The sequence below is a fragment of the Gluconobacter frateurii genome, assembly GCF_002723955.1.
Lineage (GTDB): Bacteria > Pseudomonadota > Alphaproteobacteria > Acetobacterales > Acetobacteraceae > Gluconobacter > Gluconobacter frateurii.
Map to the genome: position 1 here is coordinate 474291 of NZ_BEWN01000002.1, position 16133 is coordinate 490423.

14 protein-coding genes are annotated in these 16133 nt (G+C 58.0%); 4 read left to right on the top strand and 10 right to left on the bottom strand.

Annotated features, from left to right (window positions below):
- Window positions 1–204: 204 nt before the first annotated feature.
- A complete protein-coding gene (locus GFR01_RS07650) occupies window positions 205–1518 on the top strand; it encodes a lipopolysaccharide biosynthesis protein (protein ID WP_099181936.1) in 1314 nt (437 codons plus the stop codon).
- Window positions 1519–1557: 39 nt separating this feature from the next.
- Here the strand turns inward: GFR01_RS07650 and GFR01_RS07655 are convergent, their stop codons facing one another.
- Window positions 1558–3669 carry a S9 family peptidase gene (locus GFR01_RS07655; protein ID WP_218016657.1) on the bottom strand — a complete coding sequence of 704 codons (2112 nt, stop codon included), beginning with the start codon at window positions 3667–3669 and terminating at the stop codon, window positions 1558–1560.
- Between the two features lie 233 nt (window positions 3670–3902).
- On the opposite strand from GFR01_RS07655, the gene GFR01_RS07660 reads away from it, so the two are divergent.
- Window positions 3903–4385 carry a DUF2501 domain-containing protein gene (locus GFR01_RS07660; RefSeq protein ID WP_063903158.1) on the top strand — a complete coding sequence of 161 codons (483 nt, stop codon included), beginning with the start codon at window positions 3903–3905 and terminating at the stop codon, window positions 4383–4385.
- A gap of 67 nt (window positions 4386–4452) precedes the next feature.
- Here GFR01_RS07660 and GFR01_RS07665 read toward each other — a convergent pair whose 3' ends face one another.
- A complete protein-coding gene (locus tag GFR01_RS07665) occupies window positions 4453–5217 on the bottom strand; it encodes an SDR family oxidoreductase (protein ID WP_099181938.1) in 765 nt (254 codons plus the stop codon).
- 104 nt (window positions 5218–5321) lie between these two features.
- On the opposite strand from GFR01_RS07665, the gene GFR01_RS07670 reads away from it, so the two are divergent.
- Window positions 5322–5741, top strand: coding sequence for a winged helix-turn-helix transcriptional regulator (locus GFR01_RS07670; RefSeq protein WP_099181939.1), 420 nt, complete (start codon window positions 5322–5324; stop codon window positions 5739–5741).
- A 40-nt stretch (window positions 5742–5781) separates the two neighbouring features.
- Here the strand turns inward: GFR01_RS07670 and mdoH are convergent, their stop codons facing one another.
- From mdoH to GFR01_RS07705, 7 genes are all read right to left on the bottom strand, one after another.
- Window positions 5782–7956 (bottom strand): glucans biosynthesis glucosyltransferase MdoH, encoded by a 2175-nt coding sequence (gene mdoH / locus GFR01_RS07675; RefSeq protein ID WP_099181940.1) that lies wholly within the window; start codon window positions 7954–7956, stop codon window positions 5782–5784.
- Window positions 7932–9479, bottom strand: coding sequence for a glucan biosynthesis protein (locus tag GFR01_RS07680; protein WP_099181941.1), 1548 nt, complete (start codon window positions 9477–9479; stop codon window positions 7932–7934). Before GFR01_RS07680 ends, mdoH begins: the two co-directional genes overlap by 25 nt.
- A gap of 165 nt (window positions 9480–9644) precedes the next feature.
- Window positions 9645–10295: a dethiobiotin synthase gene (gene bioD / locus GFR01_RS07685; RefSeq protein WP_099181942.1), complete on the bottom strand. Its 651-nt coding sequence runs from the start codon at window positions 10293–10295 to the stop codon at window positions 9645–9647.
- On the bottom strand, window positions 10292–11059 hold the full coding sequence (locus tag GFR01_RS07690; RefSeq protein WP_099181943.1) for a methyltransferase domain-containing protein: 768 nt from the start codon (window positions 11057–11059) through the stop codon (window positions 10292–10294). Before GFR01_RS07690 ends, bioD begins: the two co-directional genes overlap by 4 nt.
- Window positions 11052–11678 carry an alpha/beta fold hydrolase gene (locus GFR01_RS07695; protein WP_099181944.1) on the bottom strand — a complete coding sequence of 209 codons (627 nt, stop codon included), beginning with the start codon at window positions 11676–11678 and terminating at the stop codon, window positions 11052–11054. Before GFR01_RS07695 ends, GFR01_RS07690 begins: the two co-directional genes overlap by 8 nt.
- Window positions 11675–12853, bottom strand: a complete 1179-nt coding sequence (locus tag GFR01_RS07700) for an aminotransferase class I/II-fold pyridoxal phosphate-dependent enzyme (protein WP_099181945.1) — start codon at window positions 12851–12853, stop codon at window positions 11675–11677. The genes GFR01_RS07695 and GFR01_RS07700 overlap by 4 nt, the downstream gene beginning before the upstream one ends.
- Window positions 12850–14217, bottom strand: a complete 1368-nt coding sequence (locus tag GFR01_RS07705; RefSeq protein WP_099182134.1) for an adenosylmethionine--8-amino-7-oxononanoate transaminase — start codon at window positions 14215–14217, stop codon at window positions 12850–12852. Before GFR01_RS07705 ends, GFR01_RS07700 begins: the two co-directional genes overlap by 4 nt.
- 126 nt (window positions 14218–14343) lie before the next feature.
- Between GFR01_RS07705 and GFR01_RS07710 the strand changes: the two genes are divergently transcribed.
- Complete coding sequence (locus GFR01_RS07710; RefSeq protein WP_099181946.1) at window positions 14344–14547, top strand: hypothetical protein; 204 nt, start codon at window positions 14344–14346, stop codon at window positions 14545–14547.
- 4 nt (window positions 14548–14551) lie between these two features.
- Here GFR01_RS07710 and GFR01_RS07715 read toward each other — a convergent pair whose 3' ends face one another.
- On the bottom strand, window positions 14552–16006 hold the full coding sequence (locus GFR01_RS07715; protein ID WP_099181947.1) for a protein adenylyltransferase SelO: 1455 nt from the start codon (window positions 16004–16006) through the stop codon (window positions 14552–14554).
- Window positions 16007–16133 lie beyond the last annotated feature (127 nt).

Sequence of the window (16133 nt, forward strand, 5' to 3'; positions counted from 1 at the left end):
ACCGCGACCTGCGGCTTATGCCCGGAATGACGTGTGCGGAAAGCGGAAGTCAGACCGGGTGCGAATGCCAGTGAAGCGCTTCACTGGCATAAGATATGGCCTCGTTCATAATCCTCACCCCCTGACTGTCAAGGAATCGGGCCAGAGGCGAAGATATGGCTTCTGGCATGGACACCCGGGGGGCTTTGTGGTCAGAAAGCCCGCATGTCCGCCGAACACTCCGTTTTCAGATCTATCTTCCGAAATGTCAGTGTTCTCACCGTCGGCCGTGTCGTCAACGCGCTGTGCAGCTTCGTCTACATTGCGTTTACGGTACGGGCGCTGGGTCTGTCTGACTTCGGACTGCTGATCCTTATCCATTCCCTGGCGTCTACGGGGTCTGTGCTGTCGCGCATGCAGTCCTGGCAGACGCTTATCCGGTTTGGCAGCGATGCGTTTACGAAGAACGATACGGACCTACTACGGAAAGTAGTCCATTTCTGCATTCGGCTGGATACGCTGTCCGCGGCTTTTGCCATTCTGTTCGGGCTGATTGCCGTGCAGATCTATGGCGTGACGGCGCAGTGGTCCCGGCATGTGCGGTTTCTGGCGGATCTGTATGTGATTGTGAGCCCGCTCATGTATTCGGGCTGGGCAAACGGCATCCTGCGAATGGCGGGCAAATTCCATCTTGTTCCCATCATCGACACCTGTGCAGCGGTTGTAAAAACGCTTGGTGTTCTGCTGGGATACGTCCTGCATCTGAAGCTGGGATATTTCCTTGCGATGTGGGCGCTCGCCATCATCATCGACTACGGATTTTACTTCTATTACGCGATGGACATCCTGCGGAAGAAGTTCCGGTTCCGCTATTTCCAGGCTTATCGGAGCTGGCGCTGGCAAATTCCCGGGATGTGGCAGTTTACCCGCGCGGCCAGTGTGAACCAGACGCTCGGCAATATTTCCGGGCATGTGGCGACGCTTCTGGTGGGTAATGGCCTTGGTCCGGCGGAGGCTGCTGTTTTCCGAGTCTGCCGTCAGATCGCAGACGGGATCGTCACACCCGCCCAGCTCATCTCGCCGGTGCTGTACCCGGAACTGGTCAAGATGCGGGACAAGCAGGACTGGAAAGGCCTCAAGCGCGTCACATGGAAGATGTTTGGCGTTCTGACGGCGCTGTCCCTGTTGCTTCTGCTGCTGTCTGCAGTGTTTGGCTCAAAGATTTTCAGGCTGATGCTGCATGTTCATGTGCATCACACATCGCTCTATATTTCCATCATGTTGATGGCCGCGGTCTTCAGTCTGCTGGTCATTCCGCTGGAGCCGCTGCTGATCGTCGTGGGGCATGTGAAGTTCCTGATGACCAGTCGTACGGCCATCATGGCCATTTATTTCCCGGCTCTTTACGCGCTCACCATGCAGTTCGGGCTGGCGGGTGCCTGCCTGACAACAGCAGCCTGCAATGCGGCCATTCTGCTGTCACGGTTTGCGGGTGTCTGGATGTTTGGGGGCCGGATCGGGAAACCGAAGCCGGAATGAGATCTGGCCCATGTTTGGTGTGGGCCAGCCCCTCATCTGTTAGCGCAGAGGCGCGCGGTCCATGGCCCAGATGGCAAAGGCCTGCACCAGCGCGACTTCTTCCAGTCGCTTAAAGCGCCCGGATGATCCGCCATGGCCTGCGTCCATGTTAATACGGCACAGGAATGGGCCGCCAGAAGCGACTTCACGCAGCTTGGCAATCCATTTCGCGGGCTCCCAATACGTGACACGCGGGTCGGACAGGCCCCCCATGGCAAGAATAGGTGGATAAGGCCGTGCCTGAATGTTGTCGTACGGTGAATAGCTGGCGATGAGGTCGTAGGCGTCCTTATCTTCCAGAGGATTTCCCCATTCCGGCCATTCCGGGGGCGTGAGGGGAAGGGACGTGTCGGACATGGTGTTGAGCATGTCCACGAACGGCACCTGCGCTGCGATCCCGGCAAAAAGATCCGGTGCCATATTGGCGACAGCACCCATCAGCAGACCACCCGCCGAGCCACCATGGGCCACGATGCGCCCTGCGGAGCCGTAGCCTGCTTTCACGAGATAGTTCGCTGATGCGATGAAGTCCGTGAAGGTATTGGGCTTGGTTTTGCCACGCCCTTGCAGGAACCAGTTCCAGCCCTTTTCCGAGCCGCCGCGGATATGTGCGATGGCATAAACCCAGCCATGGTCCACAAGGCTGAAGACCGTCGTGGAGAAGCTGGCGTCCATGGCAATGCCGTATGAGCCGTAACCGTAAAGCAGCAGGGGCGCGGACCCATCCAGAACTTGTCCCTTGCGCATCAGGACGGTCACGGGAACCTGCTCTCCGTCTGGGGCCGTCGCGAACAGGCGACGTGTCTCGTATTTTTCCGGATCATGCCCGGAGGGGACGTCACGAACCTTCTGGAGCGTGCGTTCTCCGGTCGCTAGATCATAATCATACCAGTGCGCTGGGGTCGTCGGGGACTGGTAGACGTAGCGCAGGACGGAGCCTTCATATTCCAGAACGCCCTGAAGCGTCAGATCGTAAGCCGGTTCATCCATGCCAATGGTCACGGCCTGACTGCGAACGTCCCCGCTGACGCCAGCCTTTACCACGCGAATATGAACGTTGCCGTCCTTCCGCTCTGACCAGGCCAGATAGTTGCGAGACGCAGTCGCACCCAGAATATAGTGCCCTTCCAGATACGGCACGAACGGTGCCCAGTTCTCCCGTCCGGTGGCCGTGTCAGGCGTCTGCATGAGCTGGAAGTCGACAGCACCGCCGGCATTGGTGAGGATGATGAAACGGTCATTCCAATGCGTGAAGGAATAACGTTCGCCACGGATCAGGGGAGCGGCCACGACTGGCAGGGCGGTCGGATCAGAAGCTGGAATCAGCAGCGTCTCGTTCGTGTCGTGGTCGCCGCGTTCGATGACAATCCACTTGCGGGACGCGCTGGTGCCAATGCTTAGGAAGAAGCCGGGGTCGGTTTCGTCAAAGACCAGAACATCCTCGCCACCCGTTAGCGGACGGCGATAGATGCGGGATGGGCGGCCGTTGTCGTCCCGGAAGATCCAGAACAGCCACGCGCTGTCTGGCGAAATGGCGAAGCTGCCAGTCGTGCTTTCAACTGGTTCAGCGCAAAGCTCACCACTCTCCAGATCCTTGACCTGGATGCGATAGACTTCAGATCCCTGCACGTCTTCTGAATACACAAAATAGCGGTGATTGGCGGAGTGGGCCGTTCCACCGAGGGCATAGTAGTCGAACTCTTTGGCGCGGGCATCGACATCCAGCAGAACCTGCTCGTTCCCGCCATCGCGGGGGCGGCGTGCCCGGAGTGGATGCTGGGCGCCATTTTCAAAACGGCTGTAATACGCCCAAGGCCCATCCGGTACAGGCACAGATTCTTCAGCCGGTGGGATGCGCCCAATCATTTCCTGCAGAAGCTCTTTGCGGAGCGGCTCCATACCGGCCAGAACGCTCTCGGCGTAAGCGTTTTCTGCTTTCAGGTGCTCGGTAATGTCCGGGCGCAGGACGGAAGGGTCACGCAGAACCTGCTGCCAGTTCTCATCCTTCATCCAGGCGTAGGAATCGGTACGGGTCCGGCCAAGCTGCGTGGTCGAAACGGGTTCCTGTTTTGGAACGGGCGGAACAGGGAGGGGATACTGGGTCTCTGACATGATCGAAACCTTGGCGCAGAAACGCGGATGACTCAATCCACATGCACAGGCGTGGCAAACTGATGCGGATTACGCAGCATAAGGTCAGGAAAAATAATCGGAAAAGAAACCGAAAGGCTGTTCAGGTGTTTCTCATGCAACGGCGGGTGACCTCTCAGGAAGGAGCATGTCTCTGGAATGTCTGGTCTCAGTAGCCGTCATGTAATCATATCACACATGGAAAGACTCTATCCATGAATACCAATAAGTATTTCGCCGCTTTCGCTGCCCTTGGTCTTGCATTCTCTGGCGCTGCTGTTGCCCAGACTGCACCACAGCCGGGTCAGCCGATTGTTCCTCCGGGAACTCAGGCCGTTATCACGCCAAACCACGTGCAAGCCGTTGGTGGCATCAATGGTGTTGCAACAGCTGCAACGCCAGGTACGCTGGGTGACAATGGCATGCCTTCCATTGACAATGCACAGGCGGGCAACGTGGCAGGTCTGACGTCTTACTGCATCCACAAGAAGCTGTCGCTGGGTACGGCTCCGCGCTCTGCGTCCCGTAATCTGGCCAAGCGTCAGGACGTGCAGAACGACCAGTATTACTCCCTTGGCGGCCGTGGTCTTCTCCAGACCAGCAGTAACACGCCTTTCGACATTTCCACGCTGCCGAAGGACAAGCAGGTTCTGGTCTGCCGCGATCTCTTCAAGAAGGCCCAGAGCCTCGGCAACTGAGACTTCTGCGTTTTCGTCCTGAAAAAGCCCCGGGGGTTATCCTCCGGGGCTTTTTGTGTTTCGGGTGTTAGCCGTTGCGGGCCTGCGCAGCGAAGGCATTTAGCTTGACCAATGTGTCGTCAAACTGTCCGTTAGCTTCGGCAAATCGCAGGAAGCGCACACGTTCGACAAGGATTTCCGGTGGTGTGGGCTGCTGGGAAAGGAGTGCCATGACTTCATCGGAAAATTCATCCAGAGGCTGATAGCCCGGACGTGTTTCCTGACCTGGCGTTAGTCCCGTCTGGACCGCAGGCGGGGCCAGTTCAATGACTTCGACTTTCCCTTTCAGGACTTCGCGAAGAGCGATCGTATAGGAATGGATCGCGGCCTTCGTGGCGTTGTAGGTTGGCGTGGTGGTCAACGGGACGAAGGCTAACCCGGATGTCACGTTAATGATGACCGCATCCTGCTGCTTCACCAGATGATCGGTCAGAGCGTTGATGAGGCGGATCGGGCCGAGCAAATTCGTTGTGATCGTGGCTTCAGCATCCGTCAGATCATGGGCCTTGGTGAGATCTTCAAACCGCATGATCCCAGCGTTGTTGATGACGACATTCAGATCCGGATAGGCTTTCAGGAGACGATCCGAAAAATCGGCAATGCCTTCAGCACTCTCAATATCCAGCGTCAGGGCGTGCATATTGGGCCGGCCTGCAATGGCGCTCTCCAGAGCATCTTTCCGTCGTCCGGCGACAATGACTGTATTGCCAGCTTCATGCAGCCGATGCGCAAGGGCCTGCCCTATGCCCGAGCCGCCGCCCGTCATCAGGATTGTGTTTCCAGTCAGTTTCATCGGAGTTGCTCCATCTTGAATTGGAACACTCTATCTAGCGGGCTATCGTCGATCCGGAAGAAGGCACCCCAAAGATTTATACGCACCAAAAGGAGAGTGACCCCATGACGGATAATCCCTATGAGGCGTCTCCCGAACGCCGGGCCGAACGGCTGGCAGAGACAGCACCTACGGAATGTGACGTGCGTGTTGAGCGACTGGTGACGGAACTGATCGGGCGTGTGGCTGACAAATGGACGATGATCATTCTGGAAGTGCTGGAAGAGCACAAGGAACTGCGCTTCACGGAACTGGCGCGGAAAGTGGAGGGTATCAGCCAGAAAATGCTGACGCAGACGCTCCGTCACATGGAGCGCGACGGCATGGTCACCCGAACCATTCATCCCGTTATTCCGCCACGCGTGGACTATCGCCTCACACCGCTGGGTCTGAGTCTGGGGGCAGCATTTTGTGGTGTCTGGATCTGGGCGGAGAAAAACCTGACGGAAGTGGAAGCCGCGCGCACGGCCTTTGATGCCAGATAAAATCCATGCCTGACTCTATTCTGTCAGGCATGGAATGAGTTTACTCGGGCAGGTTTTCGAGCAGGGCCACACCTTCGGCAGATCCGAGGACAGCGGCTTTTTCCTGACGGTTCAGTTTGGAAAGAGCGGTTCTAAGAGACGGGGCTTCCTTAAGCTTAACCAGACCAACTAGCAGGTGCGCGTCAATCGCGCTCCCCGGTTTGCGTGCCGGAGGGAGCGCACCGAGATGCGCATCGAGCAGGGTGCGATCCGTGCGAAGCAGCGCAAAGGCTTCGCTGGGCGGCTGATGCGGTCCGTGCATGGCTTCAGTTCGCAGGCGATCATTTTCTGCCGCTAGGCGTAAAATTGGCGGGGGTGCCGTTTCTTCCTCGATCAGCAGCAGTCCGGCCTTGCGTAACCCAAGGCCCACATCGCGGCTCGCCGTCAAAGCAGCAAGCGGAATGGCTAGAACCAGCCCGAGCAGTACGGGCGTCATCCATAAGAACAGCGCCTGTGAGACAGACCACGCAGCCGCAGCCAGAAGAATCCCGAAGACCGTGTAAACCCAGTAGCCACGTGCAACTTCCCGCAGGGAAACCCGGCCATCTTCACGGTTCTGGGCATTCCAGCCCGAATCCCGGCCCAGCAGGATGGAAATCACACCAGATGTCTGGATCAGCATGGCGATCGGGGCAATCAGGCCGCCAATCAGCGTTTCCAGAATGATGGACAGGAACAGCCGTATGGCGCCGCCCGAACCGCGCAGAGCCGCACGATCAAACAGCATGGCGATGAAGGCTAATCCCTTGGGGGCCAGCAGGATGCCCATCGTGCCGATGAACACGAACTTTGCCTGTACAGGATCAACCCGTGGCCAGTGCGGATAAAGCGTTGGCTTGGTGCCGAAATATTCCGGATGATAGAAATGCGACTGAAGGGAAATCAGGATTCCGAACAGCAGGAACAGCAGCCACAGCGGGGACATGATGTACGAGCCAATGCCCGTGAGCATATGTGTGCGGCTGACCCAGTGCAGGCCCTTTGTTCCAAGGATCTTGGCGTGCTGGAGATTGCCCTGACACCAGCGGCGGTCACGGATGGCGACGTCCGTTAGCGACGGTGGGCTTTCTTCGTATGAGCCGAATAGTCCGGGCACCATGTGAATGGCCCAGCCACCACGGCGCATCAGAGCCGCTTCGACGAAGTCATGGCTCAGGATGTGGCCGCCGAAGGGCGGACGGCCCTTCAGGTGTGGAAGGCCAGCCTGTTCAGCAAAGGCGCGGGTACGGATGACGGCGTTATGACCCCAGTAATTGCCTTCCGAGCCATGCCACCACGCAATGCCATGTGCGATGAGCGGACCATAAACACGCCCGGCAAACTGCTGCATTCGCGCGAAAAGCGTGCGGCCACCAACAATCACCGGAAGTGTCTGGATCAGGCCGACACCTTCGTGGTTTTCCATGGCGGATACGACGCGGACGATCAGGCTGCCATCCATGACGCTGTCAGCATCGAGCGTCAGCATCTGCTGGTAAGAGCCACCAAAACGCGTCACCCAGTCATGCAGGTTTCCGGCCTTGCGGTCCGTGTTCTGGTGTCGGCGGCGATAGAAAATACGCTGATTATCTCGAGTGGCCTGACGAAGCGCCAGAAAAGCCCGCTCTTCCTGAAGCCAGACATCCGGGTTGGTTGTGTCTGACAGGATGAAGAAGTCAAATGCGTCGATCTGGCCCGTTGCCAGTATGCTGTCGTAGATAGCCTTCAACCCTGCAAGAACCCGTGTCGGGTCCTCATTGTAGGTCGGCATCAGAACGGCTGTTCTGGCCTTCAGCTGCGGCAATGCGCCGGTGCGCTGGATACCAAGGCCCAGTCCGCCCCGACAGATCAGGGATGCAAAGCCGCCAAGACTGGATGTAAAGGACAGTGCAATCCAGAACCCGAGAATGGCAAACAGAACCAGTACAATCACGCCAAGCGTCGAAACGCCTAACGAGTTGAAGACCTGGTTGATTTTGTAAACGCCAAAGCCCGTCAGCAGAATGGCCGTGCCAAACACGAATAGCCGCCGCAGCCAGAGCAGCTTTGGCGTTGTGTCCAGAATACGAAAGGGGCGCCCGTGACGATCCGGCTGCTGATGGAGGTTCTGAGGCTCCATCTTGAGTGGAGCCTCATGGGGAAGAAAAGGGGCTTCGGACGGGAAAAAATCTGTCACGGCGTCCAACGATACATCCATTTTTCAGAAATCGGGCCCTGATCGTTTGCAAGCTGGGCCTGAAGTTCGGAGGCTTTGGCGTCTCCTGGCACAAACTCAAATGTTGTGCGCCAACCCTTGATATTCGGGTTGGGCTCCACGACGACATTGCGGATTGTGCCGGGCGTGCTCTGTGAAATCAGGTGGAAATGCGCGTCCGGCGGCAGGTTCTGGAACGGCGCTCCCGTGAAGTCGATCACGAACATGCGGGCATCGGCATGATCCGTCACACCGCCAATGCGGGTGCCGCCTACGCGGGCTAGTGACGTTGGCCATGGCGTGTCCCAGCCCCAGTACATGCGGTAGGTAAAGCTGTATTCCTGCCCTGCTTTGAGCGGCGCTTTCGGGCGCCAGAACGACACGATGTTGTCGTTGACCTCATTGGGCGTCGGAATTTCCACCAGATCAACAGCGCCGTCGCCCCAGTTTCCAATCGGCTCGATCCATAAGGACGGGCGCTTCTCGTAGTTGAGGGCCAGATCCTCATAGTCGTGGAACGAACGCTTGCGCTGCATCAGGCCAAAGCCATGTGGGCTACTGTCCTGAAAGGCGGAAAACTGGAGGTCTGTCGGGTTGACCAGCGGACGATAGAGCTGCTGTCCCGAGCCGGTCCAGACCTGAAGGGCTTCGCTATCATGGGCTGCCGGGCGCCAGTCATCGACGTGGTTGTGCTCGTTGGCATCAAAATAGAACATGCCGGTTAGTGGCGCGATGCCAGACTCGGTAATGTCCTGTCTTGGGAAAAACGATGACTGAACATCGAAAACAGTCGTATCGCCCGGGCGGATCGTGAAACGGAATGCGCCGGTCACGGATGGACTGTCGAGAAGCGCATGAATTACGACGGATTCAACACCCGGCTCAGGCTTTTCCAGCCAGAATTCGCGGAAAAGGGCAAATTCTTCGCCTTTGGCGTTGCCCGTACCATTCGCGAAGCCGCGGGCTGAAAGGCCGTAATTCTGGCCTTTTGCGACAGCACGGAAGTAGGAAGCACCGAGGAAAACTGCGCACTCCTCCATCACACCCGGTGTGTTGATGGCATAGCGCAGACGTAGACCGGCAAATCCCAGATCATCCGTCACGCGCAGCATTGAGTTGGCGTAGGTGAAAAGATCCGGATCATAGGCAATGGGGGTTGATTGACCCCCAATGACTTCATTCATCCCGATCCGGGGCTTGTAGAGAAAGCCGCGTGGAAAAAATTCGACTTCGAAAGCCAGATTCTGGCCATGCCACAGGGCGCGGTCAGGATTGAACGCGATGCCACGGAACTGATCGAAATCGAGATTGGCGATTGCGGAGGGTAGACTCTGGGGGGGAGGGGCGTAGGGCGATCTGGAAAGTTTTTCTGCAATAGCGCGAACGGTCCCGTTATCAAACGGAACAGTTTTCGGAGCCTGCTTGGCGGCAGGCGGCGCGGACTGAGCATAAGCCATACGACCGGAAGCACCCATAAGGGACATTCCCGCTCCAAGCTTTACCAGATCACGACGCAGGATACTCATACTTTTCCCTACAGTCCCAGTTTCTACCGAACTCCCGAAATCGGAGTGGTGATTGCCCACCGATACGCCGGATGCAGTTCGTTGCGAAGAGACGTTCTATGATTGCAGAGTTATTTCACAAGGGCTGGACATGTCCTTTTCATGGCAGAGGCCAAAAATGACACATCATTGTGAACTCTGTTGCTGACAGACATGAAGAGGTGGAACGCTTTCGGATATTTCGGAAACAACCGTTTCGTTTATTTGCTCAAGCTGAGGAACGCTGAACAGTATCCGCACGTTCCCGAACCTTGCAATATCCCGCGCATTTCCCGGATTTTCAGGACCGCTGAGCACCACCCCAAGAACCGGAATGCCGCGTTTGCGCAGGGCTTCCAGACTCAGAAGAGTATGGTTGATCGTGCCCAGCCCGCTCCGGGCAACCAGAACGACCGGTAGATCCATCTGCTGAACCAGATCAATCATCAGCATATCCTCACGGATTGGTACCATCAGGCCGCCCGCACCTTCGACCACAAGGGGTGAGGGTACGGCTGGAAGCACCAGGCGCCCCGGATTGATGGTCATGCCTTCCAGACTGGCGGCGGCCAGAGGCGCCAGTGGGGCTTTCAGACCGTAAGCCGGGGAAATGATGCGATCGGGAGTTAGTCCGGCGAGGGTGCGGACAGTTGGCGTGTCTCCTGCTTCATCGGCCAGCCCAGTCTGAAGCGGTTTCCAGTAGGTGGCGTTCCAAGCTTTCGTCAGGATTGCGCTGACGAGCGTCTTGCCGATTTCCGTGTCCGTTCCAGTGACGAACACGCCGCGAAAACTGCTCATGGAGTGTCCTTCCTGAAAATTCCGAGACCAACCCTGTAGGTCACAGTCTGATGGTGCCTGTCAAAGTGCCGCATGGCCCGGCGCAGGGCGCCAAGACCTGCCGGAGGACTGCCAGACTGAGGCAGGGAGGCCCCAATCTGGCGCAGTCTGTTCAGGAAAACGCGCGCACTCGGGACGGGATCATGAAGGGTCATGACCTCCCAGGTTCCAGAGCCGCCCCGTGGCCATTCCTGCTGAAGAGCTACTGTGTCCGTATAATGGGGGACGCCGCACGGGGCGTCCTCCTGCTCGCAGGACGATCGCCATTCTCCAAGGCTTCCGGGCAGAAGCGTCGAGAGCATAAGAGAGCCGCCGGGTGCAAGTCTCTGGCATAGACGCTGAAGGGCAGCCCCGCGGTCTTCAAACCACTGGAAGCAGAGGCTGGAAGCGACCAGATCAAAAGGGCCGTCCACGTCGGGATGTTCGCCATCCATGACATGGAACGTGACAGGCCGGTCTGTCAGGCGTTCCTGTGCTCGGGCGATCATGCCGGGCGCCAGATCCGTAGCGATCAGAGCGCTGTCAGGAAAGGCAGCAGAGAGTTGTTCGGTCAGAAAGCCTGTGCCGCAGCCAAATTCCAAAATCCGTGCCGGGTGTGAAAGTGCCAGTTCTTTGCGGATATGATCGGCCAGAAGCCCGGCACAGCGATGCTGAATATCTGCCGCCGTATCGTAGTCCTGCGCCGCGTTGAACCGTTGAGCAATCTGGTGCTTGCGCTCATCCATGGCGTATCGACCATTGTCGGATAAAGCTGGCGCAAAGAGCAGGTTCCGTCAGAGGCAGAAGATGGCCGCCATCCACAATCGATCCGGGGCTGGCAAAGCCGAGCCGGGCTGGTGGGAACGGATCTGACTGCCCTGTCATCCAGTGCAGGCGGTCGCCCCATCTGGCGGCCTGCTCCCGTGCGTCGTCCAGCAGCAGTTTTTCCAGTCCGACATCAAGGCGTTCCATCACGGCAGGACCGGGGAGTGGCTCATCCGTGCCACACCGCTTGCGGAAGTCGGTCAGAACGGCTTCTGGTGACTTTTGAAGCTGGCGTCTCATCCGTTCCAGAACGCGGACGGGAACACCGTCTGGAAAGTCGGCGGCAGCGGAGAAACGGGCAAATCCGTTGAAAAGGACAAGACCTTCGCACCCCGGAAGATCCTGACACAGCAGGGAAAGACTGCCTGCTGAATGCCCGATGGCGAGATAAGGCGTTTGGGGAAAAAGTGGGCGGGATGGAACGCCGAAATAGCCAGCGTCCACGACGGAGGCTTCGACACCCGCCAAGTGGCCCAGCATGGGGGTCCAGAACGACGCATCAAACCCCCAACCATGCATGAGGTACAGGGGAAGGGTCATTGCTCGTTTCCGGCCAGTCGAATGATGGCTTCGGCCAGACGCATGATATCGGCATCCTGAAGGCCGGCATGTAGGGCAATCCGCAAACGTGCTGTTCCAGGGGGAACGGCGGGTGGACGGATGGCGACGGTCAGGAACCCTTCACGCTCCAGAGCTGTCGCAACATCCAGCGCACGTTGAGCTTCTCCGATCAGAACAGGGACGATCTGGGTTGTGGAGTCGGCAGTATCAAACCCGGCATCGTTCAGGATGGTCCGCAACGTCTCGGCCTGTCCCAGCAGGGTTTTCCGTTCTGCGTCCATGTCGGGAATGACGTCCAGTGCAGCATCTATGGCTCCGAGAACCCCCGGAGGGAGCGCCGTACTGTAGATGAACCCTGACGCGTGATTGATGAGATAGTCGCAGAGCAGTCGGGAGCCGGCGATATAGGCGCCCATTCCGCCGAGTGCCTTGCTGCACGTGCCCATGGTCAGATCTGCCAGACCGCCCGAAAGACCCTGTCCATGAGGCCCTAGAACGCCGGTCGCATGGGCTTCGTCAACATACAGGAATGTGTCGTAACGGTCTGCCAGCGTTCGAAGGGCTGGGACGTCGGCGCGGTCTCCATCCATGGAGAACACGCTTTCCGTCACGATCATTCGCAAGCGGGGTGTGGCGGCTTCGCGTTTGAGCAGTGTTTCCAGATGGGCAAGGTCATTGTGACGGAACCGGACCTGCCGAACGCCTGCTGCGGCGCATCCATGATGCAGGCTGGCATGGTTCAGCCTATCCGAAAACACGATCATCGGATGGCCGGTCTGGGCCACCGAAAGGGCGCAGAGTGCCGGAACGACTGAGGCATTGGCCTGCCAGCCTGATGCAAACAGGAGCGCCGCGTCACAGTGCTTGAATCGGGCCAGTTTTTCTTCGACAGCCTGATGCAGGTCCAGCGTGCCACTGACCAGGCGGGAAGCCCGTGCGCCGGTTCCATACCGGAGAGCCCAATCTGCAGCCCTTTCCCGCAACAGGGGATGATCCGCAAGACCCAGATAATCGTTGGAGGAAACGTCGACCAGGCGTCGCCCATCGCGCAGGATAGCTCCTGCCTCGCGGGTGACGGGACGTAGAACCCGCCGCGTTCCGGCAGCCTCTCGTTTCTTAAGGGCCGCAGCGAAATGGGCGTCAAACAGAGTCATGCGTTGTCCTGAAGAACGGTCACAATGCTGGACGTCAGGCGGGAGAGGTCTTCGGGTGTAATCGTGAAGGCCGGTGTCAGATACACGATATTGCGGAAAGGTCTGATCCAGGTGCCGTGCGTGACGAAGGCGCGACGCAGGACATCCGGGTCTTCGATCTTCTCAAGCTCTACGACGCCGATTGCGCCCAGAACGCGCACATTTTTGACGCCCGGTATCGTTCGGCAGGGTTCCAGTTCGCGCCGAAGCTGATCGGAAATCCGGGCAACCTGCTCAAGGCGGGGCTCCTGCTCGAACAGGTCCAGCGAAGCATTTGCTACAGCGCAGGCTAAAGGATTGGCCATGAAGGTCGGGCCGTGCATCAGCGCTTTGCCGCCATCCGTAGACAGGAACGCTTCAAACACACTCTTCCTTGCAACGGTGGCCGCCAGTGCCATGGTCCCGCCCGTCAGGGCTTTGGAGAGGGCCATAATGTCAGGCACGATGTCGGCCTGCTCACAAGCGAACATGGTCCCGGTCCGGCCAAAGCCTGTAAAGATCTCGTCCAGGATCAGGAGAATACCAAACTGGTCACAGAGCTCCCGTAGGCGACGCAACACCTCGGAGCTGTGAAACAGCATTCCGCCTGCGCCCTGAACCAAGGGCTCCGTGACGATGGCGGCGATCGTATGGCCCTCCTTTTCCAGAAGCGCCTTAAGCTGGGCCGTGCTGGCATCATCAACGGGCAGGTCGGCTAGAACCTGTTTCGGCAGAACCCCGGCGAACAGGCTGTGCATGCCTTCTTCGGGGTCACAAATGGACATCATGCCCAGCGTGTCCCCGTGGTAGCCGCCGCGGAAGGACAGCATCTTCGTGCGTCCCTCTGTTCCGCGATTGATGTGATACTGCACGGCCATCTTGACCGCCACTTCCATCGCGACCGATCCGGAATCGGTGAAGAATGTCCGTTCCAGATCGCCCGGAAGCAGCTCTGCTAACCGTGCAGCCAGACGGCGGGCCGGTTCATGGACCATGCCCCCGAACATGACATGCGGCATCATGCTGGCTTGCTGGATAAGCGCCTGCTGAATGTGTGGATGGCTGTAGCCGTGACAGGCGGTCCACCAGGCGGCCACACCATCCACGAGTTCGCGCCCATCTGCCAGTGTGATGCGACTTCCGGATGTGCGAACGGCCTCCACGGGGAAGGGCGCGGTCTGCATCTGTGTGTACGGCAGCCAGAGATGCGGGAGGTCGGCCGCGAGCCGGTTCGCCTCGGTGGATGAAACTGTGGCGGGTGAGACTGTACAGGACATTCCAGCGTTTTCCCGCATGGCTTTGGGCAAGTCCATCCCCCCGGCCATGATGCTGTCATCGGATATCATAAAAAGGTCACGCTTTAACGGGAAACGATCTGGCATGAACCCCGTTATTGCACCGCCCTGACCTGTGTCGGTGGCGGCAGCAAGGACGTTCTTTCGCAGTTGGAAGGACAATCAAGGTCAGGATCGATGCTGAATTCCAAGGTTATTCATGTCAACGGCGTGTTTTTAGGCACGGCCATCATGAACACCAGCATGAGCACTCTGCGATTCTATGCCACTCATGAGAGTGTACGGACGTTGCATAATGCCTGCATGCCGGATCTTTTGGCACTTTACTGTCAGGTCAGGCGTCTCTTCAACAACAGCCGACTGACCCTTCAGGGCGCCTGATCCGTCAGGTTCCACAGAACGTGTTCTGAACACGCTCATGTTGGGCGGGAGGCTGGTCGAACCCATCGTCCCCATCGTCAAACGGATGTGACAAAGCTTCTGTCAGACGATGGAAAGGTTCATAATTTCCCCCAACGGCTGCAGTGATGACGGCTTCGATCTGATGATTGCGGGGAATGATCCGTGGATTGACGGCTCTCATCGCCTGCGCGCGATCCTCTGCGCTGATATTCTCTGCTTTCAGGCGGTTTTGCCAGTCTTGTAGCCAGACAGCGACTGTAGTCTGATCCTTAAAAAGAGCTAGCAAGCCTGATGTGTCGCCAGTCTGGACAATGCTGCAAAGCTGGCGGAACGTCAGGGTGAAGTCTGCTTCATCTCGGTGCATCAGCGTGAGAAGTCTGGAAATCAGTGTAGTCTCAGCTTTCTGCTCGGTGGCTAGTCCCAGTTTTTGACGCCAGCCTGCGAGATAGGCTTCTCCAAAGATATCGTCGAAACCTGTTAGGGCTTCTGTCGCCATTTTGACGGCACAGTCCGTGTCTTTATCAATGCATGGCAGAAGGGTCTCCGCCAGTCGACCCAGATTCCATAGCGCCATATCTGGCTGTTGGCCGTAGGCGTAGCGCCCGTTCTGGTCGATAAAGCTGAAAACTTTTCCCGGATCATAGGCATCAAGAAACGCACAGGGACCAAAATCGATGGTTTCGCCTGCAATGGACATATTATCCGTGTTCATGACGCCATGAATGAAGCCGACGAGCATCCACTGGGCGACCAGTCGGGCCTGACGTTCCACGACGGCTTCCAGAAGGGCCAGTGCGCGATTGGGGCTGTCTGCCAGTTCGGGATAGAGGCGTTCAATGACATGATCGACCAGAACCCGCAGCGCTTCCTGATCTCCGCGGGCTGCAAAATACTGGAAGGTGCCAACGCGGACGTGACTGGACGCGACACGTGCGATCACGCCGCCGGGCATAAGCGTCTCCCGAAGAACGTCTTCGCCGGTTGTAAGGGCAGCAAGTGCCCGGGTTGTCGGAATGCCCAGCGCGACCATGGCTTCACTGACAACGTATTCGCGTAAAACTGGCCCGAGCGCTGCGCGCCCGTCTCCGCGGCGTGAGAAGGGGGTTGGCCCGGAGCCCTTGAGATGCAGGTCCCGGAGCTTCCCGTGCGTATCCACGATTTCGCCAACCAGCATGGCGCGACCGTCTCCCAGAGAAGGAACAAAATGTCCGAACTGGTGGCCGGCATAGGCCATGGCCAGAGGGGGGAAGCTGTCCGGTCGGAGGCCGTGAGACAGAAGGGAAAGCCCCGCCGGGCTTTTTAGCCACTCAGGCGACATGCCGAGTTCTGTGGCCAGCGGTTCGTTGAGTGCGATAATTGCGGGCGCTCGGAAGGGGCGGTTTTGCAGGGGGGTAGAGAACCGTTCCGGCAGAGCGGCATACTGGCGAAGAAGCTGCATGAAACGTCTCTGTTAAATTTATACTGGAGCCTCATCACATGGGGGGTAACCAAGGATAAGGGAAGAAGTCACAGAATTTTTATGAGGGTTTGTACCATGCAGCTCAGAGTTCGGATGGTCTGTCGTC